General features: G+C 59.3%; 21 protein-coding genes and 1 riboswitch. Of the genes, 7 read left to right on the top strand and 14 right to left on the bottom strand.

Going from position 1 to position 22,554, the window contains the following annotated elements; genetic code table 11:
- Positions 1-20 precede the first annotated feature (20 nt).
- Positions 21-1,535: a diguanylate cyclase gene (locus FIV08_RS01140; protein ID WP_152437080.1), complete on the bottom strand. Its 1,515-nt coding sequence runs from the start codon at positions 1,533-1,535 to the stop codon at positions 21-23.
- 149 nt (positions 1,536-1,684) lie between these two features.
- Here FIV08_RS01140 and cobS point away from each other — a divergent pair, with 149 nt between their 5' ends.
- The gene (cobS, locus tag FIV08_RS01135; protein WP_228715466.1) at positions 1,685-2,446 is read left to right on the top strand and encodes an adenosylcobinamide-GDP ribazoletransferase; all 762 of its coding nucleotides are present in this window, start codon (positions 1,685-1,687) and stop codon (positions 2,444-2,446) included.
- 8 nt (positions 2,447-2,454) lie between these two features.
- Here the strand turns inward: cobS and FIV08_RS01130 are convergent, their stop codons facing one another.
- The 11 genes from FIV08_RS01130 to cbiB form a co-directional block, all read right to left on the bottom strand.
- Complete coding sequence (locus tag FIV08_RS01130; protein WP_152437079.1) at positions 2,455-3,123, bottom strand: DNA-3-methyladenine glycosylase I; 669 nt, start codon at positions 3,121-3,123, stop codon at positions 2,455-2,457.
- 91 nt (positions 3,124-3,214) lie between these two features.
- Positions 3,215-3,916 (bottom strand): 5,6-dimethylbenzimidazole synthase, encoded by a 702-nt coding sequence (bluB, locus tag FIV08_RS01125; RefSeq protein WP_152437078.1) that lies wholly within the window; start codon positions 3,914-3,916, stop codon positions 3,215-3,217.
- A complete protein-coding gene (locus FIV08_RS01120) occupies positions 3,913-5,382 on the bottom strand; it encodes a cobyric acid synthase (RefSeq protein ID WP_152437077.1) in 1,470 nt (489 codons plus the stop codon). The genes bluB and FIV08_RS01120 overlap by 4 nt, the downstream gene beginning before the upstream one ends.
- A complete protein-coding gene (gene cobO / locus FIV08_RS01115; protein WP_152437076.1) occupies positions 5,383-5,994 on the bottom strand; it encodes a cob(I)yrinic acid a,c-diamide adenosyltransferase in 612 nt (203 codons plus the stop codon). It lies immediately after the preceding gene.
- A gap of 34 nt (positions 5,995-6,028) precedes the next feature.
- A complete protein-coding gene (locus FIV08_RS01110) occupies positions 6,029-7,336 on the bottom strand; it encodes a cobyrinate a,c-diamide synthase (protein ID WP_152437075.1) in 1,308 nt (435 codons plus the stop codon).
- Between the two features lie 88 nt (positions 7,337-7,424).
- Positions 7,425-8,195: an ABC transporter ATP-binding protein gene (locus tag FIV08_RS01105; protein WP_152439556.1), complete on the bottom strand. Its 771-nt coding sequence runs from the start codon at positions 8,193-8,195 to the stop codon at positions 7,425-7,427.
- Positions 8,196-8,218: 23 nt separating this feature from the next.
- Entirely contained in the window at positions 8,219-9,133 is a 915-nt protein-coding gene (locus tag FIV08_RS01100; RefSeq protein ID WP_061331429.1) for a FecCD family ABC transporter permease, read from the bottom strand.
- A gap of 69 nt (positions 9,134-9,202) precedes the next feature.
- Positions 9,203-10,093, bottom strand: a complete 891-nt coding sequence (locus FIV08_RS01095; protein WP_152437074.1) for a cobalamin-binding protein — start codon at positions 10,091-10,093, stop codon at positions 9,203-9,205.
- A 29-nt stretch (positions 10,094-10,122) separates the two neighbouring features.
- Positions 10,123-11,952, bottom strand: coding sequence for a TonB-dependent receptor domain-containing protein (locus FIV08_RS01090; protein ID WP_152437073.1), 1,830 nt, complete (start codon positions 11,950-11,952; stop codon positions 10,123-10,125).
- 157 nt (positions 11,953-12,109) lie between these two features.
- Positions 12,110-12,318: riboswitch (cobalamin riboswitch) on the bottom strand.
- 24 nt (positions 12,319-12,342) lie between these two features.
- Positions 12,343-13,407 carry a threonine-phosphate decarboxylase CobD gene (gene cobD, locus FIV08_RS01085; RefSeq protein ID WP_152437072.1) on the bottom strand — a complete coding sequence of 355 codons (1,065 nt, stop codon included), beginning with the start codon at positions 13,405-13,407 and terminating at the stop codon, positions 12,343-12,345.
- Positions 13,404-14,363 carry an adenosylcobinamide-phosphate synthase CbiB gene (gene cbiB, locus FIV08_RS01080; protein WP_152437071.1) on the bottom strand — a complete coding sequence of 320 codons (960 nt, stop codon included), beginning with the start codon at positions 14,361-14,363 and terminating at the stop codon, positions 13,404-13,406. Before cbiB ends, cobD begins: the two co-directional genes overlap by 4 nt.
- A gap of 114 nt (positions 14,364-14,477) precedes the next feature.
- Here cbiB and cobT point away from each other — a divergent pair, with 114 nt between their 5' ends.
- Both cobT and FIV08_RS01070 read left to right on the top strand, forming a co-directional pair.
- Positions 14,478-15,536 (top strand): nicotinate-nucleotide--dimethylbenzimidazole phosphoribosyltransferase, encoded by a 1,059-nt coding sequence (gene cobT, locus FIV08_RS01075; RefSeq protein WP_152437070.1) that lies wholly within the window; start codon positions 14,478-14,480, stop codon positions 15,534-15,536.
- Positions 15,537-15,540: 4 nt separating this feature from the next.
- Positions 15,541-16,140 carry a histidine phosphatase family protein gene (locus FIV08_RS01070; protein WP_152437069.1) on the top strand — a complete coding sequence of 200 codons (600 nt, stop codon included), beginning with the start codon at positions 15,541-15,543 and terminating at the stop codon, positions 16,138-16,140.
- On the opposite strand, the gene cobU is transcribed toward FIV08_RS01070, so the two are convergent.
- Positions 16,124-16,654, bottom strand: coding sequence for a bifunctional adenosylcobinamide kinase/adenosylcobinamide-phosphate guanylyltransferase (gene cobU, locus FIV08_RS01065; protein WP_152437068.1), 531 nt, complete (start codon positions 16,652-16,654; stop codon positions 16,124-16,126). The genes FIV08_RS01070 and cobU overlap by 17 nt on opposite strands.
- A 139-nt stretch (positions 16,655-16,793) precedes the next feature.
- Here cobU and FIV08_RS01060 point away from each other — a divergent pair, with 139 nt between their 5' ends.
- The 4 genes from FIV08_RS01060 (at position 16,794) to FIV08_RS01045 (ending at position 20,979) form a co-directional block, all read left to right on the top strand.
- Positions 16,794-18,671 (top strand): putative nucleotidyltransferase substrate binding domain-containing protein, encoded by a 1,878-nt coding sequence (locus FIV08_RS01060; RefSeq protein WP_152437067.1) that lies wholly within the window; start codon positions 16,794-16,796, stop codon positions 18,669-18,671.
- Positions 18,664-19,386: a 3'-5' exonuclease gene (locus tag FIV08_RS01055; RefSeq protein ID WP_152437066.1), complete on the top strand. Its 723-nt coding sequence runs from the start codon at positions 18,664-18,666 to the stop codon at positions 19,384-19,386. The genes FIV08_RS01060 and FIV08_RS01055 overlap by 8 nt, the downstream gene beginning before the upstream one ends.
- Before the next feature lie 291 nt (positions 19,387-19,677).
- A complete protein-coding gene (locus FIV08_RS01050; protein WP_228263890.1) occupies positions 19,678-20,256 on the top strand; it encodes a QsdR family transcriptional regulator in 579 nt (192 codons plus the stop codon).
- 120 nt (positions 20,257-20,376) lie between these two features.
- A complete protein-coding gene (locus FIV08_RS01045) occupies positions 20,377-20,979 on the top strand; it encodes a hypothetical protein (RefSeq protein WP_152437065.1) in 603 nt (200 codons plus the stop codon).
- An 81-nt stretch (positions 20,980-21,060) separates the two neighbouring features.
- Here FIV08_RS01045 and FIV08_RS01040 read toward each other — a convergent pair whose 3' ends face one another.
- Positions 21,061-22,455 (bottom strand): sodium-dependent transporter, encoded by a 1,395-nt coding sequence (locus tag FIV08_RS01040; RefSeq protein WP_152437064.1) that lies wholly within the window; start codon positions 22,453-22,455, stop codon positions 21,061-21,063.
- Positions 22,456-22,554 lie beyond the last annotated feature (99 nt).

Here is a 22,554-nt window from a genome sequence, read left to right as displayed (position 1 = left end):
TGAGGTGAAATGCTGTTTTCTTATATGCGTGATAACCCCGATGCATCGACCAGGCAGTCCCGACCGCCCTGTTTGGCCTGGTACAACCGCTGGTCTGCCAGCCCAATCAATGCGTGCGGGCTGGCAGGCTCCTCGGTAAGCTCCGCCACACAGGCAGAACCCGCGCTTACGGTGATCCCGAAAGTCTCGCTGCCAATCACAAACTTTTCCGCCCTGACGGCGTGCATGATTCGCTCCACCAGTGGCTGAGCATTCGAATCCGCCATTTCGGTGAAAACCACGAGAAATTCCTCGCCGCCATACCGGGAAACCACATCGGTATTCCGCGTGTTCGCCAGAAGCAGCTCGGCAAACCGCACCAACACCTGGTCCCCGGCCAGGTGACCCAGGTTATCGTTAATCCGTTTAAAGTGATCGATGTCAAACATCGCCAGGCAAAAACGCTCACCATGGCGGCTGCAGGTTGCCAGCACCTCGTCCAGCCTGGGCATTAGGTAGCGACGGTTGTGAAGGCCGGTGAGAGGGTCGCGAATCGACTGGTTCAGCAAGTCTTCCTCCAGGCGATTGCGCTCAAGAGCACCAGACAGAAGCCCGGAGACAATGATCAGAAGGTCTGCCATGTCCTGCCGCCAAGGCCTTTGCGATAACGAATCAACGCCAAAAAAGCCCATTACCTGGCCACGTATCCAGATGGGCACGCAGAACATGGAACTGACCCCCTGCGCCTCCAACAGGGCACGCTCGTTGCCGGCCTCGGGCGGCAACTGATTGACGTCCTCAATAAAAACCACCTGGTTCTGGTGTTTCATCGCGTTGATTTGCGTTTGCCACCACTGAAAATCCTGAATCACCACACCTTGCTGATCTGCCATCAGGGACGCCACCCCCGGCGCACACCATTCGTGGGTGTTGGTCATTGTCAGGTGATCCGGCGAGAACCGATAGACATAGGCTCGATCAATGCCAAAAAAACCACCAATGGAGCGGAGTAACTCATCAATGCAGTCGTCGATCGAACCAAATCCAAGTTGGATAAACTCTCCGGACAAACGGGCAATCAGCTTCTGAAAACCCGCCTGAAACTGGAACTCCGCTTCGCTGTCCCGAAGGGTCTGCTCCAGTTCTTTGTAGTGCTGTATGTTGTGAAACTGACCATACCAGATGGTGCTGCCATCGGGTTGGCGCTCCGGCACTGAATGGGCCTCAAACCACTGATACTGGCCATCCAGCAACCTCAGACGCGCCCGGTACCGCCAAGGCTCCAAAGTCTGCGCCGAGTGCACGATACTGTCCGCCACCCCGGTCGCATCCTCTGGATGAATCACCGAGAATACTGCTTCGGCATCTTCTTTAAGCCGGTCAGGCTCAACGCCGAACAGGTCTTGTACCTGGTCACTGACATAGGGATAACGATGGGACTGCCCGTCTGGGCTCAGCCAGTAGGTAAAAAGAATACCGGGAACCCCTGATGCGAGCTTCTGGAAAAAGGATACAGGTATAGCGGTGTTCAGCTCGCCATCAGATCTGCTGGGCATAAACGGCGGGTCTCCCAAATCATTTACTTAGTTAGTTTAGCTTATCGGGAAAGGGACCTCACATATCCGATCATCTAAGGTCAGCAATGGCCTGCACCTCTGGACCACACCCGTTACAATACCGCACCCAAGGCTGATGGAGTGTCTCCGTGCGTTTAAACCGAAAAGCCAAGCTTGAGTGGCAGGCCTTCTGGCTGGCTGTAAGCTTTTTGACCCGTTTTCCCATGCTGGCCAAAATCCAGTATTCACAGCGACTGATGAACCAGAGCAGCCTGTATTTCCCGCTGGTGGGGCTGTTGCTGGGGGCTATCTATGCATCCTCTTGGGCCCTGCTTACGCTGGCCTTCAGCCCCCTGGTTGGCATCATTCTGGTCGTTATCCTGCACCTATTCCTGACCGGTGCATTCCATGAAGATGGTCTGGCCGACAGTGTTGATGCTCTTGGGGGTGGCTACACGGTTGAACGGCGGTTGGCCATTATGAAAGACAGCCGAATAGGCACCTATGGTGCGGCAGCTCTGACAATGGCCTTACTGCTTAAAGTAGCCTTACTGTTAGAGGCCAGCAGCATCTGGCTAGCTCTGCTGGTAGCGCCAGCGATCGCCCGAATGACGCCATTGATCCTGATGGCAATGCTGGACTATGTGACGGACCCCGACACCAGCAAATCCAAACCTGTTGCCGATGGTTTTCCACTGCAACGCCTGCTGGTTGCGGCTGGGTTCACCCTGGTTGTCGCGGCCGTGCTGTCCTACTGGAACCCGATATTATTTGCCGGGGCGCTGTCTGCCGTCATCCTGACGGCATTCTGCTGGGGCACGTATCTGAAACAGCAGTTGGGGGGCTATACCGGAGACGCCTTGGGTGCCAGCGTGGTATTGAGCGAATTGGCCCTTCTGCTTTTTTTGTGAACAAAGGGTCAATTATCCACCGTGAATGACACTATCCGGGAAAGCTGACTGATGGGCATCCCGGTTTCCTCATGCCAGCGATTAAATGCTTCCTGGGCCTGGGTGAGCCCCTTCTTGCTGGCAGGCGACGCATCCAGAATTCCGGCACGGGTCAGTGCGGTCACCACATCGTGAGACAGGATAAAGCCATCCCACCCCACCCGGCGCAGGAAATACTGGGCGGAATTACCCCCCAGACGCTCGCCGTTGCGCTTCAGGTACAGCAGCAGCCCCACCTGCTCGGTTGACGGCCACTGCGCCAGAAACCGGCCAAAGCTACCATGATCTTTCGCCACGTCCATGATCATCCGGGCATTCTCCGGAACCGTGCGGATCTTCTGCATATTACGAACAATCCGCTCGTCCGTTGCCAGCCGCTCCAGAACCTCCGGTGGGACCTGCTGCCAGTAGGCGGGCACAAACCCTTCGAACGCCGCCTCAAAATCCGGCCATTTGTTCTCGATCACCCGCCAGACAAACCCAGCCTTGAAAATGCACCGGGTGATCTCGGAAAGGTAACGGTCGTCGCTGATCTTGGCCAGGCGCTGCTTGTCGGTGACCGGTGGCAGCATGGATTTCAGGGCCTGTTCACCGCCTTTGCGGGCCAGTGCCTGCTGGTAGAGCTCGGAAAACTTCATCTCACCTCCTGAACAGAAGCCCCAAATCGAGTCTGATCGTACCCAATTCAGGACCTGTGAGGAAAACGATCATGCTCTTGTTCGGTGCCCTTCATTTGCCGGCGAGGTAACTTGCCAGACTCTGATGCTCAAGAGGCTGACCCCAGCCATTGCCATGCACCAGCTCTTCCAGCGGAAGCCGTGAACGCCAGCCTTTGGCCTGCAGCTCCGGCTGTTCCAGAAACTCGCTGACATACCCCAGGCACAGATACGCAAGAGGGTATACGTGATCTGGCAGCTGCAGGATGTCAGACAGTATTCCCTGATCCAGAATACTGACCCAGCCCACACCAATACCCTCTGCTCGCGCCGCCAACCACAGGTTTTGTACCGACAGACAGGTGCTGAACAGATCCATTTCCATGATCGAGTTACGGCCGAGCACATGGGGCCCGCCGCGGGAACGGTCACAGGTAATGCATAGATTAATGGGACTCTCCAGAATGCCCTGAAGTTTGAGTGTCCGGTAGGTCTGCTGTCGCTCGCCGGTGTAGTTTTCCGAGGCTTTTGTGTTTTCCTCATTGAAGCTGGCCAGCACCTGCTCGCGCACCGCCAGGCTGTCGATAACGATGAAATCCCAGGGCTGCATGAATCCCACTGACGGCGCATGGTGGGCTGCCCTCAGAATACGGGCCAGCACCTCATCCGGAATGGCATCCGGCAAGAACTGCGAGCGCACATCCCGACGCTCGAAGATGGCCCGGTAAAGCCCCTCACGTTGGGCATCCGTGAATGGGTCGTTCTGGTTGCTCATAACTGCAACAGGCTCCTTAACCGGTCCGTGTCCAAATACTGTTCCACCTGATCTGCCAGGCGGTCGAGCTGCTGCAGACGGTGACTCTGATAATCCACTGACTGCGCACTCTGTGTATTGAGACCAGCCCAGCGAAGAATGGCATCGCAAGCGGCAGGCTCATCAAAGAGACCGTGCACATAGGTGCCCACCACCTGACCGTCGGCGCTGACCGCACCGTCCGGTCGCCCATCAATCAGCGCAAAAGGCCTGGCCAGCGCTGAGCCTTCGGTGACTCCGTTGTGCATTTCATAGCCGGTCATTGTCGCCTTAACACCACTTCCAGCAACCTCGGTGGATAGCCTACCGGTCACCTGTCTGAGCTGCTTACCCGACACCATGCGGGTGACCATCTCGAACAGTGCCAGGCCCTCGGTATTGCCAACTTCGCCTTCCAGCCCGTCCGGGTCTTCCACCCGAAGCCCCAGCATCTGGAATCCGCCACAGATACCCAGCAGCTTGCCGCCATAGCGCAGATGTTTCTGGATGGCCTCGGGCCAGCCCTGTTGTTTCAGCCACTGCAGGTCGTGGCGGGTACTTTTGCTGCCGGGCAGAATAATCAGATCCGCCGGTGGAATGGGCGCATCCGGCCCCACGAAAACCAGGTCCACCCCCGGGTTCAATCGCAACGGATCAAAATCATTGTGGTTGCTGATCCTGGGCAGTACCGGCACCACCACTTTCAAGGCGCCGGCCTCGCTGGTACCGGCGGCACTGACACTGTCTTCGGAATCTATCACCAACCCGTGCAGGTAGGGCAAGACCCCGAACACCGGCTTGCCAGTGTGTTCGGCCAGCCAGTCCAGCCCGGGCTCCAACAGCGCAATGTCACCCCGGAACCGATTGATGATAAATCCGGCCGTTCTGGCTTGTTCACTGTCGGAGATCAACGCCAGGGTGCCCACCAACTGGGCAAACACACCGCCTTTATCGATATCACCTACTAACAGCACCGGGCAATCAGCGGCCTCAGCAAACCCCATGTTGGCAATGTCGTTGGCCCGCAGGTTGATTTCCGCCGGGCTACCGGCACCCTCGGCAATGATCACATCATAACGCTCGTCCAGGGCCTGCCAACTGGCCAGCACGGAGGCCATGGCCTCGGCCTTGTAGGCATGGTAATCCAGCGCATCCATATTGCCGTGGACCTTCCCCCGCAGGATGACCTGGGCCCCGCAATCGCTCTGGGGCTTCAGTAACACCGGGTTCATGTCACTGTGGGGCTCCAGACCACAGGCCAGTGCCTGCAACGCCGTGGAGCGGCCAATTTCGCCGCCATCCACAGTGACCGCACTGTTCAGGGCCATGTTCTGGGGTTTGAACGGTGCCACCGACACCCCCTGACGCGCCAGCCAGCGACACAGGGCCGCCACCACCGTGGTCTTGCCGGCATCCGAGGTGGTACCCTGCACCATCAGAGTGGGCATTTACAGCTCCACGCCCTTCTGGGCCTTGATGCCCTGATCCTTGAAGGCGTGCTTGACCACACCCATTTCGGTCACGGTGTCGGCCAGGTCGATCAGTTCCTGGGGAGCACCACGGCCGGTGACCACGACATGCTGCATTTCCGGCCGGGCCTGCAGGTCGTCCAGCACCCGGTCCAGGTCGATGTAGTCGTACTTCAGCGCGATATTCAGTTCGTCCAGCAGAATCAGGTCATAGCTGTCGTCCCTGAGCATATCAGCTGCGATATTCCACGCTTCAGTCGCACTCTGCACATCCTGTTCCCGATTCTGGGTGTCCCAGGTGTAGCCCTGTCCCATCACGTGGTAGGTCACGTTCGGCAGCCCCCGGAAGAACGCTTCCTCGCCGGTGCTGAAGGCGCCCTTGATAAACTGGACGATGCCCACTTTCATACCATGGCCCAGAGCCCGGGCTACCATGCCGAAGCCGGAACTGCTCTTGCCTTTGCCTGGGCCGGTCAGCACCAGCAACACGCCCTGTTCTTTCTGGGCACGGGCGATACGTTCCTGCATGATTTTCTGTTTGGCGGCCATGCGCTTGGCATGGCGTTCGGGGTCTTTGGCGCGTTCACGCATGATGACTCTCCTTGGATTCACGCATTTGTATTCATCAGGAAAACCGGATGTCCTCGCCGCGAAAGATCGCGGCAACCAAGGCCGGCGACGACGGGAAGTAGCCGTGAAAATAGCTGGCCACCAGATTCTGGTGGCGATACACCGCCTCTCCGTCAGAGCCGGCCTGCTTCTTCGCCCTGGCCGCAGGTTGCCAAGGGGTATCAAGACTGGAATGGTGATAGGTGTGGCCCCGCAACCCGCCCAGCTGGGTTTCCAGACTTTGCAGCCCCAGCGCGGTCAAACGGTTAGCCATGGTAGCGCGCCCGGGTACCAGGCCCAGCAGGCCATGCACCGTGCCGTCTTTGTCTGCCAGTTCTTCGGCACAGGCCATTAGCCCGCCACACTCTGCCAGAATGGGCTTACCGGCCTGATGGAAGGCGCGGATCGACAATTGCATAGGCTGGTTTTCCGCCAAGCTCCGGGCATGCAGTTCCGGATAGCCGCCCGGCAGCCAGAGCGCGTCGGCCATCGGTACTTCCGAATCGTGCAGGGGCGAAAAATACACCAGCTCAGCGCCCATGGCTGTGAGCAGATCCAGGTTGGCCCGGTAGATAAAGCTGAAGGCCGCATCCCTGGCCACGGCGATCCGGCGCCCGGTCAGCAGCGGTTCTGGCCTGGGTGGTGCCTGAAAATGAAAAGGGACGGGCTTGGGAAGTACATCCAGACCCGCTGATGTCAGGACTTCGGCCGCTCTATCCAGCCGATCACTGAGGTCGTCCATTTCTGCCGCCTGGACCAGCCCAAGGTGCCGGTCCGGGATATTCATGGCATCGTTTCGGGGTATCGCGCCCAACAGACTGATGCCATCCGGCAGGCTCTCCCGTAACAGCTCGCCGTGGTAGGGACTGCCAATCTTGTTGGCAATTACCTGATGAACAGGGAGTTCGGAATCAAAGCTCGCCAAGCCCAGGGCAACCGCGCCGAAGGTCTGAGCCATGCCTTTGGCATCAATGACGGGCAAGGCAGGAATACCCGCCAGTTTGGCCAGATCACCGCTGCTGGGGCTGCCATCAAACAAGCCCATGGAGCCCTCCACCAGGATCAGGTCGGCGCTCTGGGCGGCCTCGGCCAGCCGCCACCGGCACTCGTCCTCGCCGGTCATCCAGGGGTGCAACTGGTAAACCGGGTTACCGGAGGCCACCTCCAGCACCATGGGATCAAGGTAATCCGGCCCGTGTTTGAACACCCGGACGTTCCGTCCGGCGTTCCGGTGCAGGCGCGCCAGGGCGGCCGTAACCATGGATTTGCCCTGGCCGGAACCCGGGGCGGTGATCATGGCCGCTGGGACTTTGTTGTCTGGCATGTGTTGCTTTTCCTGTCGCCTGAATTCGGTGCGGACGGGCAGCGGGGCAGGGCATTCCGGGACACGCTGCCCTCGCGATACTTCTGAGTTAGTCTCGTTTTGGCACAAAGAAAGGCGCGCCATCCACTTCCACCGTTGTCAGTTGCTGGTTATACAAACGTTCCAGAGCATTCGGCACCAGCATCCTTTCTGCCGGGCCCCAGCAGGTTTCACCATTGGGGTACATCAGCAAAATATGATCACACCAGCGGGCAGCCAGGTTCAGGTCGTGCAGGCACATGAAAATGGCGTTACCCGCTGCCGCCCGGTCAGTGAGTAATTTCATGACGGCCACCTGGTGGTGCAGGTCCAGGTGATTTGTCGGTTCATCCAGCAGCCAGGTGTGGGGCGACTGAGTCACCAGCGTGGCAATCGCCACTCGCTGGCGTTCGCCGCCAGACAGGGTGCTGACCAGGCGGTTTTTCAGATGCAGGACATCGAGCGCTTCCAGTGATCTCTCTGCCATGGCCAGATCGTCTGCCCCTTCCATCTGCCAGGGCGCCAGCCACGGATGACGCCCGATCAGCGCGGTTTCCAGTACCGTTGCCGGGAAGCCATCCTGTCGGTCCTGGAACACCAGCCCCAACTGTTGGGAGAGGGCTCTCCGCTTTAGCTTCGCTGTAGGTACATCATTCAGGAACAAAGCACCGGCGCGGGGCGAACGAAGGCCTGCGAGGGTGTGCAACAGCGTGGTCTTGCCGGCACCGTTGGGCCCGAGTACGCCCCAAACCTGACCTGATTTTATTGCCAGATCCAAAGGATAACTGTCGGCCCGGCCAGGAATATCGATGACCAGTTCCCGGGTACTCAGGGTTTGCATTGGGGGGCGTTGTTTACCGGACATCAGCGACTCCGGTACAACAGATACAGGAAAGTGGGAACGCCCAACAGCGCGGTGATCACACCCACCGGCAGTTGCTCCGGCGCGATCACAACCCTTGCCAGGGTATCCGCCAGCACCAACAGTGTGCCACCGGCTAACGCACAGGCCGGTAAAATCAGGCGCTGGTCGTTACCAAGCACCAACCGGAGCATATGCGGGACCACCAGCCCTACAAAGCCTATGCTACCGGCCATGGTCACCGCCGTGGCCGTGAGCAGGCTGGCCAGTATGTAAATCAGCCATTCCAGTGGGCGCACTGAGATCCCCAGGGCAGCAGCCTGCATGGGGCCACGGGCCAATACATTCAGACTGCGGCCAAGAGGCACCACTAGCGCACAGACCAGCACCAGCACGCCAAGCCCCGGCCAGGGCGCCCTGGCGTAGGACACATCGCCCATTAGCCAGTACAACATGCCCGGCAACTCTCTGGCCGGGCTGATAGCCAGCATCAAGGTAATGACCGCGCCCCAGCCAGCCGCCACCACAACCCCCGTTAGCAAAAGGCGGGAGGGCGTCCAGCTGCCGGTGCCGTGGGCGAGCCCGAACACCATCAAGGTGGCCAGCATGGCACCGGCAAAGGCCGAACCGGAGATAACCGCGCCGCCGAGCCCCGCCAACATCGCCAGCAATGCCCCCACGGCGGCACCCCCGGACAGCCCCAACACATAGGGATCGGCAAGCGGGTTACGCAGCAGCACCTGCATCAATGCCCCGGCCACCGCCAGCAGACCTCCGGTGGCAAAGGCCGACAGCGTTCTGGGTAGCCGGAGCTCAAGAATCAGAGTGCGGTGCAGGTTGGAGCCCTCACCCAGAAACACCAACAACACGTCCGCAGGTGCAATTGCAACACTGCCAATACCGACCGACATCACCATGGCGATCAGCCCGGCTGCGGCCAGAACGGCAAGGGGCAGGGTGATCGGGCGTATCACACCGCTACTCCACTAGGGCCGTCGGCCACGGGCCACCTCCAGTTTCTCGCAAAACAATTGCGTTCCCTCAAGCATTCTCGGAGTCGGTCGCTGAACCAGTGACGGCGGGATAAAAAACAGGTTGTTTCGCTCTGTCGCAGTGATGCTGGGGAATGCCTGCCAGCGCGTCAGCCAGTGGCGATTCTCCTCACCCATTCCACCCGCCAGAATGGCCTCGGGATTCGCCGCAATCACCGCTTCCGCACTGATCCTCGGCACTAGCCGGTCCAGCTGACCAAACACGTTATCACCACCGCAAAGTTCAATCATTTCACCGATCAGGTGCTGGCTGTTGACCGTCATCAGGGGCTCATCCCAAACCTGGTAAAACACCGGCACCGGATCAGCCTTGGCGTACGCCCCCTGCAAGTCGGCAATGCCCTGACGGAATCGCTCTGCCTCTGCAAAGCCTTTTGCTTCAGTACCTGCCAGTATGGAGATGCGCTCAATGGTGTTGGAGACAGCTTCAAAACTCCGGGGCTCAATGGAGAACACCGGGACGCCCATATCCTTGAGTGTGACCAGCTGCTCCGTCGGGTTCCCGGTTACCCAGCCAATCACGAGATCCGGCTGCAGCTCCAGCAGCCGTTCCATATCCATGCGGGTATGGCTACCCACTGAAGCGACCTCTCGGGCTGCCGGGGGATAATCGCTGTAAGCCACCACGGCAACCACCTGGTCACCGGCGCCCGCTGCCCATGCCAGTTCTGTCGCCCCAGGCGAAAGTGCGGCAATGCGTTTTGCCGGGTGTTCCAGGCATATCTCCTCGCCCAGATCATCCGTGGCGCAGACATAGGATGCCAGGGCCGGAGATGCCAACAGCATCCAGCCGAGCAGTATGCTCACACCCTTAAGCTTTCCCACTGGCGCCTCCCCGGCAAGATTATGCAGTTTTATCGGAAGTCATAGCGAACCGAAAGAAACCCTGCGGTGCCCGCCGCCAGGTATCCTGAACCATCAAATCGGGTTGCCGTCGCGTATTCCTTATCCGTAACGTTCTGAAGCGTCAGCCGTGCTGTCCAGTCCGGAGCAAATTCCCACCCTGCACGAAGGTTGAAGGTGACGTAGCCCGGTAAACGATTTTGATTATTAGCATCATCGTAGCGGTAACCACTGGCCAGAGCGGTGCCTCCCAGGCTCCAGGCACCCATTTGACGGTCCAGGTCAACCCTCAGCGATTGGTGACTGCGACGACGCAGGCGGTTATCCGTCTCACGGTCGCGCGGATCCATCAAGGTGAGTTTGACCCCAAGATCCCAACCATTCGAACGCAGACCTGAGGCCAGCTCCGCGCCACGAATACGGGCTTCACTCACGTTGGCAGGCCGGAGATCACCGCTGATGCTCTGGAGTTCAATCAGATTCTCTACGTCCAGCTGATAAAGAGCGGCATCCCAGTACCAGTGTTCGTAACGACCGCTAAGCCCCAACTCCACGGACGCTCCTTCCTCCGGTTTGAGGTCCGGGTTGCCGGCATAACTGCCACCGAAATCGAATATCTCCAAAGGATAGTAAAGATCATTGAACGTAGGCGCCCGGAAAGAGGTGCCATAACTCACCCGTACCCGGTGGGAACGGTCAAACGAGTGGCCAAGGGCAATGCCGCCGGTTTCCTGTCGACCGTAGGCCTCGTTGTCGTCGCCGCGAAAGGACAACTGAATATCGGAAGGGCCGAAGTTTAAGCGCAGCTGGGTGAATAACGCGGCATTGGTGCGACTGTTCTCATCGAACTCGATGGTGCTTTTCACTTCGTCGGATTGCAGCTCTCCCCCGACTGCGAGCTCGTGCACGCCTGCGGTGAAAGTGTTTTCCCATCGTGCGGTTCGGGTTTTGGTGTTGAATACAGAATCGCCGGCACTGCGGAAGCTTTCTTGCTCGTCAGCAGATTCGGAAAGCTGGATGGACGTCGCCCAATAATCACTGACAGGAGTATTCAATGTGACGCCGACGGTCCGGATCATAAAATCCGTGTTGCCACCGTCAAACTCAGTATTGCCCTCTGACTGCATTATGACGAAACTGGCCTCTCCTCCGCTCGGCAATTCATGCACAACACGCCCGACGCCGGCGGTGTTGCGAAAGCCTTTGTCCTCGCCATCTTTCACTATTCTGGTGCCATCGGTTTCCTTGTGCAGCCCGCTGAGGCTGAACCGGGTTGCTCCGTGAGTCGCCGATGCGCCAGCACTGGTTTTCTGAGTGTTGAAATTGCCTGCTCCGGTTTCAACCCACCCTCGGCCACCATGCTTTGGATCCAGTGTAAATGCCTGAATGACACCGCCTACCGCGTCAGCGCCATAGAGTGCGCTGCGGGGGCCCCTGACGATTTCCACACGCTCGACCAGATCAACGGGAAAATACTGCCAAGGCGCGCCACCGCTGGTAGCAGAGCGAAGGCGCACACCATCAACCAGAAAGACCGTGGAATCATTCGCGGTGCCACGAGTGAATACACTGGTGTTCTTGCCAAATGACCCGTTAGTGACCAGATCAATGCCGGGCTGCGCCGCCAGCAGATCGGTAAATTCGGCAGCTGCCTCGCGACGGATGGTTTCTTCTTCGATGACCGTCACCGACGACAGGCTTTCTCCCACCGTACGGGGGCCAAGCGTGGCAGTTACAACAATAGGCTCGAGAGTATCCGGGGCGGGTTCAGATTCTGAACCAGTCGCCGGTAGGGCAAAAGGTATGAACACAAGGGCAGACAAGACTTGGGAACGCTTCATTTCTTCACTCGCTTCGCGCCGCACTCACCCGTGCGGTTGATACTGATTAATGCGGAGGAGAAATGTCTGTATTGACGGAGGGTGGAGGGGCGTCGATCAGTTGCATTGGCCGGTTCACCCACCGCCGCTGCCCTCCGCAACGTAGGTGTCTGGAACTCATGGGCTCCAAATTCCAGGCCGGTCTCCGGGCTTCCAGGTGGAGCGGATGCTCCGGGGCAATCACCTTCCCATGCCAGAGGCACAGTGGCGCATTGGATTGCCTTTCACCTGATTACCGTTGCGGGGGCAGCGCCGGGCTCTCACCGGCTTCCCGTTTCACTCACTGCGTTCGCCGGACTATCGCCAGCCCGGTTGGAACGCTCAGAGCACCTGAAATTGCCGGCAAGACTATCAACCAGGGTGGGGGTGGTCAATGAGATATGTTAATTCAGACAACGCACTTCCCAGACGTTGCCAGCCGGACTCATCGGGCGGCAAACCAAAGCGCAAGGCTGACGACTCATCAAAACGCCTGACCAGGATGGCACGATGAGCCAACTCGTCCGCTATTGATGCTGCGTGTTCGTGATGGATCGTGCGAAACAGCAACGTGCCGGTAGCTGCTGGCATGCCCGATTTCCTGAGCAGACCGTCCATCCGCAGCCGTGACGTCTGCAGCCTGCCCCGCGCCTCCACCTGCCATGTCCTGTCAGCCAGAGCTCTTGCCATCAAATAACGCGCCGGGCCACTGACGGTCCAGGGGCCCAATTCAAGAGCCAGCGCACGGGCCAGTTCCGGGCTGGCCAATACTACCCCGGCGCGAATCCCGGCCAGGCCGAAAAACTTGCCCAGTGATCGCAGAAGTATCAGACCCGGCGCGCCCGCCCAGGGTTCCAACCCGAACCCGGGCTCTCCCTCGACAAAGGCCTGATCAAGCACCAGCCAGCCCCCACGCGCCTGCAATCGTTGGTGCCACAGCAGGAGACGGGCCGGATCGACCAGCTGCCCGGTCGGATTATTCGGCTGTATCCACACCACCACATCCACAGAATCCAGCCAGGTCAGATCGTCTTGTTCTGTTGCCTGCTCAGGAATCGCCACCACCTCGAAACCGGCGCGACGCCAGGCATGACCGTGCTCGCGATATCCCGGCACAGGCACCGCCACCCGACCAACACCATGCGCCCTGGTGCGCACCGAAGGCAGGGCCATGATCGCCGCCTGGGATCCCGCCACCGGCAGGCAACTGGCCCGTTCCGGCGCACCCGCCCAGCAACGGATGATCTCCTCCAGCCCATCGTCCGGCTCTGGCAGTCGTTGCCATACCTCCGGTGGAATGGCCGGAACCGGCCAGGGTACCGGATTGATGCCGGTGGACAGATCAAGCCATTGCTCGCGGGGAATGCCCCAACGCTGTATTGCAGCCTGTAACCGCCCGCCATGCTCCGGGGATTCAGGAAGGTCGAAGGCCGTCATCCTGCACCTCCACGCACCACCCAGCTGCAGGCAAGGGCGAGGACGAATAGCACCGACAACCACAGCATTACCCCACGCTGTACCAGGGCAATGGCACCTTCGATTGTCGCTGCCGAGGCCCCGGGACCACGACCTAACACTGGCCGTTCCTTGATGCCGTTGGCATAGGGCGCCGGTCCACCGAGGGTCACACCAAGGGCGCCCGCCCCGGCGGACATCACTGGCCCGGCATTGGGGCTATCCCAGGTTCTTGCCTGGGTACGCCAACAACGGAGCGCCACCCGGGTACTTCCCAACATCGCGTAAGTGAGGGCGGTCAGCCGGGCAGGCAGCCAGTTCATGAGGTCATCCAGCCTGGCGGCAAACCGACCGAAGTAAAGAAATCGGGAGTTGCGATAGCCCCACATGGCGTCCAGGGTGTTGATCAATCGGTGCAAAACCACACCCGGCAGCCCGGCAAGCAGGTACCAGAACAGACTTGAGAACACCGCATCGGCACCATTTTCCAGCATGGATTCCGAGGCAGCTGCGGCCACCCCCTCGTCGGACAGCGCCGCTGCATCCCGGCTGACAATCCACCCCACCGCTCTCCTGGCTTGGTCAACGTCGCCCGCAGTCAATGCCGTGGACACCGCTCGGCCATGTTCCGCCAGCCCCCGTAACGACATTGCGAGCCATACGCCGGCCACTTGAGCCACCAACCATAGCCAGCCGCCCAGCCAGAATTGCAGCGCTACAGCCAGTGCCAGCACCGGCGTGACGACGATCGCGGTTGCCAACGCACCGAGGCACAGGCTCCTTGCTGCGGCCTGCGGCTGGCCATTCAGGCCAGCTTCCGCCACCGAGGCCCAACGGCCAAAACCTGCCAGAGGGTGCCACCGGCGCGGTTCACCAACCAGCCAGTCCAGTGCAACCGCCGCGACACATACCAACACCGCAACCAGAAACGTTTCCAAATGTGGGCTCCATGAATCAGATGCTGGCAAGTCTAACCGAGTGGAGCCTGATCTTGACACCTTCGCCTCCCGGTAAGACCATCCTCGGTTTTCCGCCCACAAGGAATCATCGTCATGGCCCTGCCTCAAAGCTGGCTAGCACCGCCCCCCGCCCCCTCAGCCGAACACGCCGCACTTGCCGCAGCGCGACAGCAGGTTCTGACCAAACCGCCAGGCTCTCTCGGGCAACTGGAGCAGCTGGCGATTACCCTGGCGGCCCTGAACGTCACAGACAGGCCAACCGTTGATCCTGTCCGCATGGTGGTGTTTGCCGGTGATCATGGCGTATGTGCTGAAGGTGTTTCCGCCTTTCCCCAGGAGGTCACCGCCCAGATGGTTGCCAACTTCGCTGGCGGTGGCGCGGCCATCAGCGTAATGGCCAGGGAACTCGGCGCCAGCCTGGAAGTTGTGAACCTGGGCACGGTCGGCGAGGTACCCATGCTCCCCGGCGTCATTCACCAGATTATCGGCCCCAGTACCGCCAATATGGCCGAAACACCCGCCCTTGGCCCGGGACAGGTAGCTGCTGCACTGACCAGTGGCGACCAGGCAGCCGAGCGGTCGGCCAACGCCGGATGCCGGTTGTTCATCGGTGGCGACATGGGCATAGGCAACACAACCAGTGCCGCCGCACTCGCCTGCGCATTGCTTGGCCTGCCACCCGAGAAGCTCGTTGGGCCGGGCACCGGCCTTGACAGCCAGGGGGTCGCTCGCAAAACCCGGGTGGTCTCCAAAGCACTGGCCCGGCATGGCGACGACCGAAACGCCCTGTCTGTGCTGACTTCCCTCGGCGGCTTCGAGATTGCGGCGTTGACCGGTGCCATCCTCGGCTGCGCAGCCCGCAAGATCCCGGTATTGGTCGATGGCTTTATCGTCTCGGCCGCCGCGCTTGTGGCGGTTAAACAGCAACCCGGAGCGCGCGATTGGCTCATGTTTGCGCACCGGTCTGCCGAGCCCGGTCACGACGCGGTGCTTGAAGCACTTGATGCGACCCCACTGCTGGACCTGGGCATGCGCCTGGGTGAGGGCAGCGGCGCCGCGGTTGCCCTGCCTTTGCTTCGGGCAGCCTGCGCACTGCATAACAACATGGCCAGCTTTGCTGATGCCGGCATCAGCGGAAAATCCGGGGAGTAGAGTCATGACAACCACAGTGATCGACCTGATACGCCATGGCGAACCCGAGGGTGGGCAAATGTTCCGGGGCAGCAAGGACGACCCGCTGAGCCCCGTCGGCTGGCAGCAGATGGAAGCCGCCGTCCACGGTCACGACCGCTGGGATGCCATTGTCAGCTCGCCGATGACGCGGTGCCGCCTGTTTGCAGAACAGCTCGCGCAAAGACGCAGGATTCCCCTGCACATCGAAGATGACCTGCGGGAAATCGGATTTGGTGACTGGGAGGGGTTAACTTCGCAGCAGGTCCAGGAACGTTATGGCGACCATCTCAGCCGCTTCTGGCAGGATCCCATAAACTCCAACCCGCCCGGCGGTGAAGCCATTACCGACTTCTACCAGCGTGTCACCCTCGGGTTTGATCGCTGGCAGGACAAACTTGCGAACCAGCGTATCCTGGTGGTTTGCCATGGTGGCGTTATTCGCATGGTGCTGGCCAACGTGCTGGGCATTCCCCTGGAGAAATCGTTTGCTGGTTTTTCCGTGCCCTATGCCTGCCGCAGCCGGATTCAGGTGGACCAGTCCGAGTTTGGCACCTTCCGCAGCCTGGTCAGCCACCAGCCTTGAGGGTCAGTGGCAGACCAGCCACCGACATCACCACCTCATCACAGCGCTGCGCGAGTGCCTGGTTGAGCCACCCCAGCTCGTCGGCAAAGCGACGGGTTAGGGGGTCCATGCCGATGGTGCCCAGCCCTACCTCATTGGTGACAATCACCAACGGGCCCGGATAGGTTTCCACGGCAGTCAGGAAGGCGGCACGTTCAGGCTGAAACAGCGAGCGGTCGGCGAACAGGAGATTACTCAACCAGAGACTCATGCAGTCCACCAGAACCAGCGGCGAGGTATCATGCCCGGCAGCCAGGCCTGACAGCGCCCGGCCAAGGTAAACGGGCTCCTCAACCAGCTGCCAGTGTGCCGGGCGTTGTTGCTGGTGGCGCCGGATCCGCAGGGCCATTTCATCATCACCGGCGGTGGCGGTGGCCAGGTAGACCACGTCTGTGCCGGCGTCTCGCGCCCGTTGCTCCGCCAGCCCTGTTTTTCCAGACCGGATACCACCGGTAACCAGTAACTTGTTGACCATAAAACACTCTCTCGTGCTTACCCACCGTGGCCAAGGTACACCAAGTGAACAGACAGCTGCTATAGTTTGGCCAGACTCTGGAATAACCGGTCAGCCAAACGCAAACATTTAATCAAGACTCAGTCACTCTGGAGAGCCCATGCAGGCCGAACTGTTGGACATCCGCAACCACATTGCCCAATACCCCCCGTTCAATGACATGCCTGAAGAACTTCTTGAACGAGTTGTCAGCGGTATTGAGGTGGTCTACTACCGCGCCGGCACCCAGATACTTGAACTCGGCCAGACCAATCATTGGCTCCACTATATCCGCAGCGGCGCCGTGGAGATTTTCCGCCGCTCCGGTGAACTGTATAACCGCGTAGGCGAGGGCGAAATCTTTGGCCAGTTCGGATTGATGATGAACAAGAAAGTCCGGTTCCCCGCCAAAGCCATCGAAGATTGCCTCATCTACAAGATTCCGGATACCACCTTTCAGCATCTGTGGGAAACCGACGAAAACTTTGCAGACTTTGTTGAGATTGAAGACCGCAGCCGACTGCGTTCGGCGGTTTCGCGTAGAGAGAAATCCAACGAACTGATGACCGCCAAGGTTACCCGCCTGATATCCCGGGAACCGGTTTCCGCTCCGACCACCGTTCGCCTGCAGGAAGCCGCCAGGATCATGACAGACAATGGCGTATCGGCGCTGCTGTTGATGGATGAAAGCGGCGAACGCCCGAAATTGCAGGGCATCATCACCGACCGGGATCTACGTACCCGTGCGGTTACCCATGCCCTGGCCTCGGAAACCCCGATCAGCGACATCATGTCGGAAGGACTGATCACTATCAGCGCCCGCTCCTTCATCTTCGAAGCCATGCTCACCATGCTCCACAACAACGTGCACCACCTGCCGGTGATGGAAGGCGACGAAGTGCGGGGCGTGATTGCGTTGTCAGACATCGTCAAGTATGAAAGCCAGAGCAGCCTGTACCTGGTCAGTAACATCTACCACCAGAACGACGTCAAAGGCCTGAAGAGAATCAGCCTGGAAGTCCGCGACAGCTTTGTACGCATGGTCAACGAAGACGCCAACTCCCACATGATCGGCAGCGCCATGGCCGGTATCGGTCGCAGCTTCAGCCAACGTCTGCTGGAACTGGGTGAAGAAAAACTCGGACCGCCACCGGTGCCCTACTGCTTCATGGCCCTGGGCTCCATGGCCCGGGATGAACAGCTGGTTGTTACCGACCAGGACAACGCCATGGTGCTGGACGACAGTTTCATACCTGAAGAGCACGATGAATATTTTCTGGCGCTGGCCAAGTTCGTGTCCGATGGACTGGCCGAATGTGGTTACGCGTACTGCACCGGCGATATCATGGCCACCAACCCGAAATGGCGACAACCGCTGAGTGTCTGGAAAGGCTACTTCACCGACTGGATCGAAAACCCCAAGGCGGAAGCCCTGCTCAACAGCAATATCTTCTTCGACCTGGATGGCATTTACGGGCAAACCGACTTCACCGAACAGTTGAAAACCCTGATTGTAGAGAAAGCCAGCGGCAGTCAGCGCTTCCTTACCTTCCTGGCCAGGAATGCCTTGAACCGAACACCACCGCTCGGTTTCTTTCGCACCTTCGTGCTTGAGGAAGACGGCAAGCACCAGAAAACCTTCAACCTCAAGCGCAGGGGCACAGCGCCATTATCTGATTTAATCCGCGTACACGCCCTGGGGTGCGGCAGCCGCTCCCAGAATTCCTTTGAGCGACTGAAAGACATTGCCAAAACCAAGCTGTTGCTGGAAGACGATGCCGGCAACCTGCGCGACGCCCTGGAATTCATCTCCATTGTCCGCATCCGCCACCAGGCCCTGGCCATCGAAGAAGGCCGGGAGCCCGACAACAACGTACGCCCGGAAGACCTGTCCCCGTTCGAACGCAGTCATCTGAAAGACGCCTTCCAGATCGTCAGCAACGCCCAGAAGTTCCTGCGCTTCCGTTACAACGCCGGAGGAGCCACCAGGAATGTCTGACAGCATCAAAAGCGGAAATAGCAAACAGGACTGGCCAGACAACTACCGAAAAGCCGCGGAAAAAGCGAAGGATGCCCGAATCCGAGCCTTCTACCAAGCCGGCTGCCCTGACCCGCAAACCGCCGTTGAAGAGGTGCCACTGGTCGCCCTCGACTTCGAAACCACGGGACTGGATGCCGACCGCCATTCCATCATCAGCATCGGCCTGGTCCCCTTTACCCTCGGCGGCATTCAACTCGGCAAAGCCTGGCACCAGATCGTCCGGCCGCAACTGCCGTTGCAGCAAGACACCGTCACCATCCACGGCATCACCCACAGCGAAATCGAACACGCCCCGGACCTTACCGACGTGCTCGACACCCTCTTCCAACACCTCAACGGCCGAATCCCCGTGGTCCACTACCGCAACATCGAACGCCCATTCCTGAACCGGGCCCTGCAGTGGCGCCTGAAAGAACAACTCCGCTTCCCGGTCATAGACACCATGGCCATCGAAGCCCACCTGCACCCCAAACGAAACCCAAGCCGGTGGCAACAACTCATGGGCAAACAACCCATCTCCATCCGCCTGGCCGACAGCCGAACCCGCTACGGCTTACCCCACTACGCCGGCCACAACGCCCTGATAGACGCCATCGCCACCGCCGAACTGTTCCAGGCCCAGGTGCAGCATCATTTCGGCACTGAGACGCCTATTGGAGATCTTTGGGTTTAATCAATCCCTCACTCACTACCCCGACCATGCAGGGAACTTTCGTTCACCGACTATCTCACCGGAGTCTGGCTGTGGGAGTGGGGGCCTGCTTTCCAAAAATCTCGGAGGCCACGGATGGCCGGAGCGAAGCGCACATGGATGTGCTCGTAGCGTTTTTTGGAAAGCAGGCCCCCACTCCCACAAACTCCCCAACCCTCAGGCTAGGAAGGAAAGCAGCTCCATGGCCAAAGGGCCATAGCCCCAAAGCTCTGCAACCGCTAGAATGACCCCACACCAACCAAAGAGCCCAAAGTGACCGAACAAATCACCAAAACCACCCCCCTGGACGCCTTCCGTCGCGCCAGAAGAATGTGGCTAAAAGGGGAGAAAATCAGCCTCGCCGCCCTCGCCGATGATCTGCACATCGGCCGAGCCACCCTGTTCCGCTGGGTCGGCAACCGAGACCTACTGATTGGTGAAATCCTATGGTCCCTTTATGAGCCTCTGTACAAAGAAGCCCGGGCCCAAACCCCCGGCCATGGCGTAGACTACGTGGTCGGCGTATTCCGCCACATCAACATGACCATTCTGCACTTCAGCCCCCTGCGCAAATTCCTGCACCAGGACCCTGAGTACGCCCTGAAAATGCTCACCTCGTCTCACTCCACCCTGCACGCCCGCACCGTTGAAGTGAACACCCGCTTACTCAAAGACGAAGTGCGCGCCGGCCACCTGAGCCCACCGATGAACATCCAGAGCCTGTCCTACTTTATGGTGCGCATCGCCGAATCCTGTCTGTACAGCGATATCATCGGCGGCCGCGAACCCAGGGATGAAGAACTGGAAGATGCCTGCACCGCTGTGCGCATCCTGCTGGGCGGGAAAGTCTGACAACATCTGCGCTGGCAGAACCGTGCAACGCAGGCTAATCTGACGCAATAACGCCGGGCCCCGGCCCGTTCAACAGCAGACCACAAACACCCGGAATCAACACCCGCAAAGGAGCGCGACATGCCGTTACACCAATCCATTAGCCAGAAACTGTTTACGCCCATCATCATCGCACTCGCCCTGATTGCCCTCACGCTCGCCCCCCAGGCACAGGCTCGCGACCTCACAGAAAAGACCGTCCGGTCATTCATCGACAGCCTCGGCGCCGCCGAAACCCTGGCCGAGGACCACAAAGAATTTCTAGATGCCCTTGAAGCCGAGCGAGAAGAGAACATGGATTTCTCCATCCTCTTCTCCGACAGCCTGAAAGACATAGAAGGGCACGCAATGCATGGGCAACTGGAGAAGCTGGTCAAAAGATATGGATTCTCCAGCCTTGAACAATGGGGCCAGACCGGGGACCGGGTTTACCAGGCCTGGGCCGCCCTAGAAATTGATGAGCAAGGGGGAGCGGCTGAATACGACATGCAGCAGGCACTGGCTGAAATCGAGAGCAATCCCCACATGACCGAAGAACAAAAAACCGAGGTGCGGGCTATGTTGCAATCCGCGACTTCGGCCATGAGTGCAGCAAGAAGCGCACCAGAGAGCGACAAGCGGGCAGTTAGACCATTCATGGATGAGTTGCGGGCCATGAGCGAGGATGACGAAAGCGACTGGTAAATAGTAACCGCTAAAACAAGAAAACCCGGCAGCTGTCTCCAGCGCCGGGTTTTCTTTTTGGCGGGCTATCAGCTGGGCTGATTACGCCAGCAGGTTATAGACAAACACGATTGCCACGGCAATCGGCGTTACAAACCGGATCAGGTTGTACCACAAGCCAAAAGTGCCTTCCTGCAGAGCCAGGTCGCTCTTCAGGGATTCCTTGGCCACGAACCAACCTACAAAGATCGCCGTCAGCAGGCCGGAGAGCGGCAGCATGATGTTGGCAGTAAAGTAGTCCAGCAGATCGAAAATGGTCTTGCCTTCGAATGCAGCGAACATACCCAGCGGCGCCACGTCGGCCCACACGTTCAGGGACAGGATGGAGGCAATACCGAGCAACCAGCAGGCACCACCGGCAATCACGGCGCTACCCACACGGGCAAAGCTGGTTATTTCCTCTACCCACTCAACCACCGGCTCCAGCAGTGAGATGCCGGATGTCCAGGCGGCGAACAGCAGCAGTACGAAGAACAGGGTGCCGAACAGGGTACCCATGGGCATGTTACCGAACGCCAGTGGCAGGGTCTGGAAAATCAGGCCAGGGCCAGCACCGGCTTCAAGACCGTTGGCGAACACCACCGGGAAGATGGCCAGGCCCGCCAGCAGGGCTACAACCGTATCCATAATGGCAACGCTCACCGCCGTGCGGCCAATGGAGACATCGCGGCTGAGGTAAGAGCCGTAGGCCATCATGATGGCCATACCCAGGCTCAGGGTGAAGAACGCATGGCCCAGGGCCACCAGCACACCATTGACCGTCAGGGCGCTGAAATCCGGGTTAAACAGGAATGAAACCGCTTCGCCGAAGTGCCCCGTGGTGGTGGCATAACCAACGACCATCAGCAGCAGAATAAACAACGCCGGCATCAGGATGGTGACCGCGCGCTCAAGACCGCCTTTCAGGCCACGGGCCACAACCAGCACGACCAGCGCCATAAAGATCGTATGCCAGAACAACAGCTTGGCCGGGCTGGCCAGCAGTCCGCCGAACATTTCACCCACGGAATCAGCGGTGCCGCCGGTAAAGTCACCCATCGCTGCGTGGCCGACATAAGACGCTGCCCAGCCACCGATCACCGAGTAGAACGACAGAATGATAAAGGCCGCCAGCATGCCTACGATGGCTGAGATACGCCAGCCAGACGACGCCAGGTTGCGCTCGGCCACCAGGCGGAAACTGGTGATCGGGTTGTGACGACCATTCCGGCCGATAAACACCTCGGCCATCATGATGGGAATACCGATGATGAAGATACAGAGCAGGTAAACCAGAACGAAGGCACCGCCGCCGTTCTCACCGGTGACATAAGGGAACTTCCAGACGTTACCGAGACCAACAGCAGAACCGGTTGCTGCCAGAATAAACGCGAACTTGGACGACCAGAGTCCGCGAGCCCCGATACCGCTGTCTGATGCGGAGTTGGACTGTGACATGAATTTTCTTCCTGTGCTTTTGGCTATAGGAAACTACGAATTGTGAGGGCGCCAAACCAATGGTTCAGGCCATTGGTGCGGGATTCTGCCAGCACTGGC

Origin of the sequence: Marinobacter sp. THAF197a, from assembly GCF_009363275.1 — a bacterium.
Taxonomy (GTDB): domain Bacteria; phylum Pseudomonadota; class Gammaproteobacteria; order Pseudomonadales; family Oleiphilaceae; genus Marinobacter.
This window is presented reverse-complemented; position numbering and strand designations above follow the sequence as displayed.

What these genes read in the sequence shown, in the direction of transcription:
- FIV08_RS01045 (WP_152437065.1), top strand. Translation starts at nt 20,377, where the DNA reads ATGCCGTTACACCAATCCATTAGCCAGAAACTGTTTACGCCCATCATC.
- cobO (WP_152437076.1), bottom strand. Translation starts at nt 5,994, where the DNA reads ATGCGTGAACGCGCCAAAGACCCCGAACGCCATGCCAAGCGCATGGCC.
- bluB (WP_152437078.1), bottom strand. Translation starts at nt 3,916, where the DNA reads ATGAGCAACCAGAACGACCCATTCACGGATGCCCAACGTGAGGGGCTT.
- FIV08_RS01060 (WP_152437067.1), top strand. Translation starts at nt 16,794, where the DNA reads ATGCAGGCCGAACTGTTGGACATCCGCAACCACATTGCCCAATACCCC.
- FIV08_RS01040 (WP_152437064.1), bottom strand. Translation starts at nt 22,455, where the DNA reads ATGTCACAGTCCAACTCCGCATCAGACAGCGGTATCGGGGCTCGCGGA.
- FIV08_RS01130 (WP_152437079.1), bottom strand. Translation starts at nt 3,123, where the DNA reads ATGAAGTTTTCCGAGCTCTACCAGCAGGCACTGGCCCGCAAAGGCGGT.
- FIV08_RS01120 (WP_152437077.1), bottom strand. Translation starts at nt 5,382, where the DNA reads ATGCCCACTCTGATGGTGCAGGGTACCACCTCGGATGCCGGCAAGACC.
- FIV08_RS01140 (WP_152437080.1), bottom strand. Translation starts at nt 1,535, where the DNA reads ATGCCCAGCAGATCTGATGGCGAGCTGAACACCGCTATACCTGTATCC.
- FIV08_RS01055 (WP_152437066.1), top strand. Translation starts at nt 18,664, where the DNA reads ATGTCTGACAGCATCAAAAGCGGAAATAGCAAACAGGACTGGCCAGAC.
- FIV08_RS01100 (WP_061331429.1), bottom strand. Translation starts at nt 9,133, where the DNA reads ATGGTGATGTCGGTCGGTATTGGCAGTGTTGCAATTGCACCTGCGGAC.
- FIV08_RS01090 (WP_152437073.1), bottom strand. Translation starts at nt 11,952, where the DNA reads ATGAAGCGTTCCCAAGTCTTGTCTGCCCTTGTGTTCATACCTTTTGCC.
- FIV08_RS01110 (WP_152437075.1), bottom strand. Translation starts at nt 7,336, where the DNA reads ATGCCAGACAACAAAGTCCCAGCGGCCATGATCACCGCCCCGGGTTCC.
- FIV08_RS01070 (WP_152437069.1), top strand. Translation starts at nt 15,541, where the DNA reads ATGACAACCACAGTGATCGACCTGATACGCCATGGCGAACCCGAGGGT.
- cobT (WP_152437070.1), top strand. Translation starts at nt 14,478, where the DNA reads ATGGCCCTGCCTCAAAGCTGGCTAGCACCGCCCCCCGCCCCCTCAGCC.
- cobD (WP_152437072.1), bottom strand. Translation starts at nt 13,407, where the DNA reads ATGACGGCCTTCGACCTTCCTGAATCCCCGGAGCATGGCGGGCGGTTA.
- cobU (WP_152437068.1), bottom strand. Translation starts at nt 16,654, where the DNA reads ATGGTCAACAAGTTACTGGTTACCGGTGGTATCCGGTCTGGAAAAACA.
- FIV08_RS01105 (WP_152439556.1), bottom strand. Translation starts at nt 8,195, where the DNA reads ATGCAAACCCTGAGTACCCGGGAACTGGTCATCGATATTCCTGGCCGG.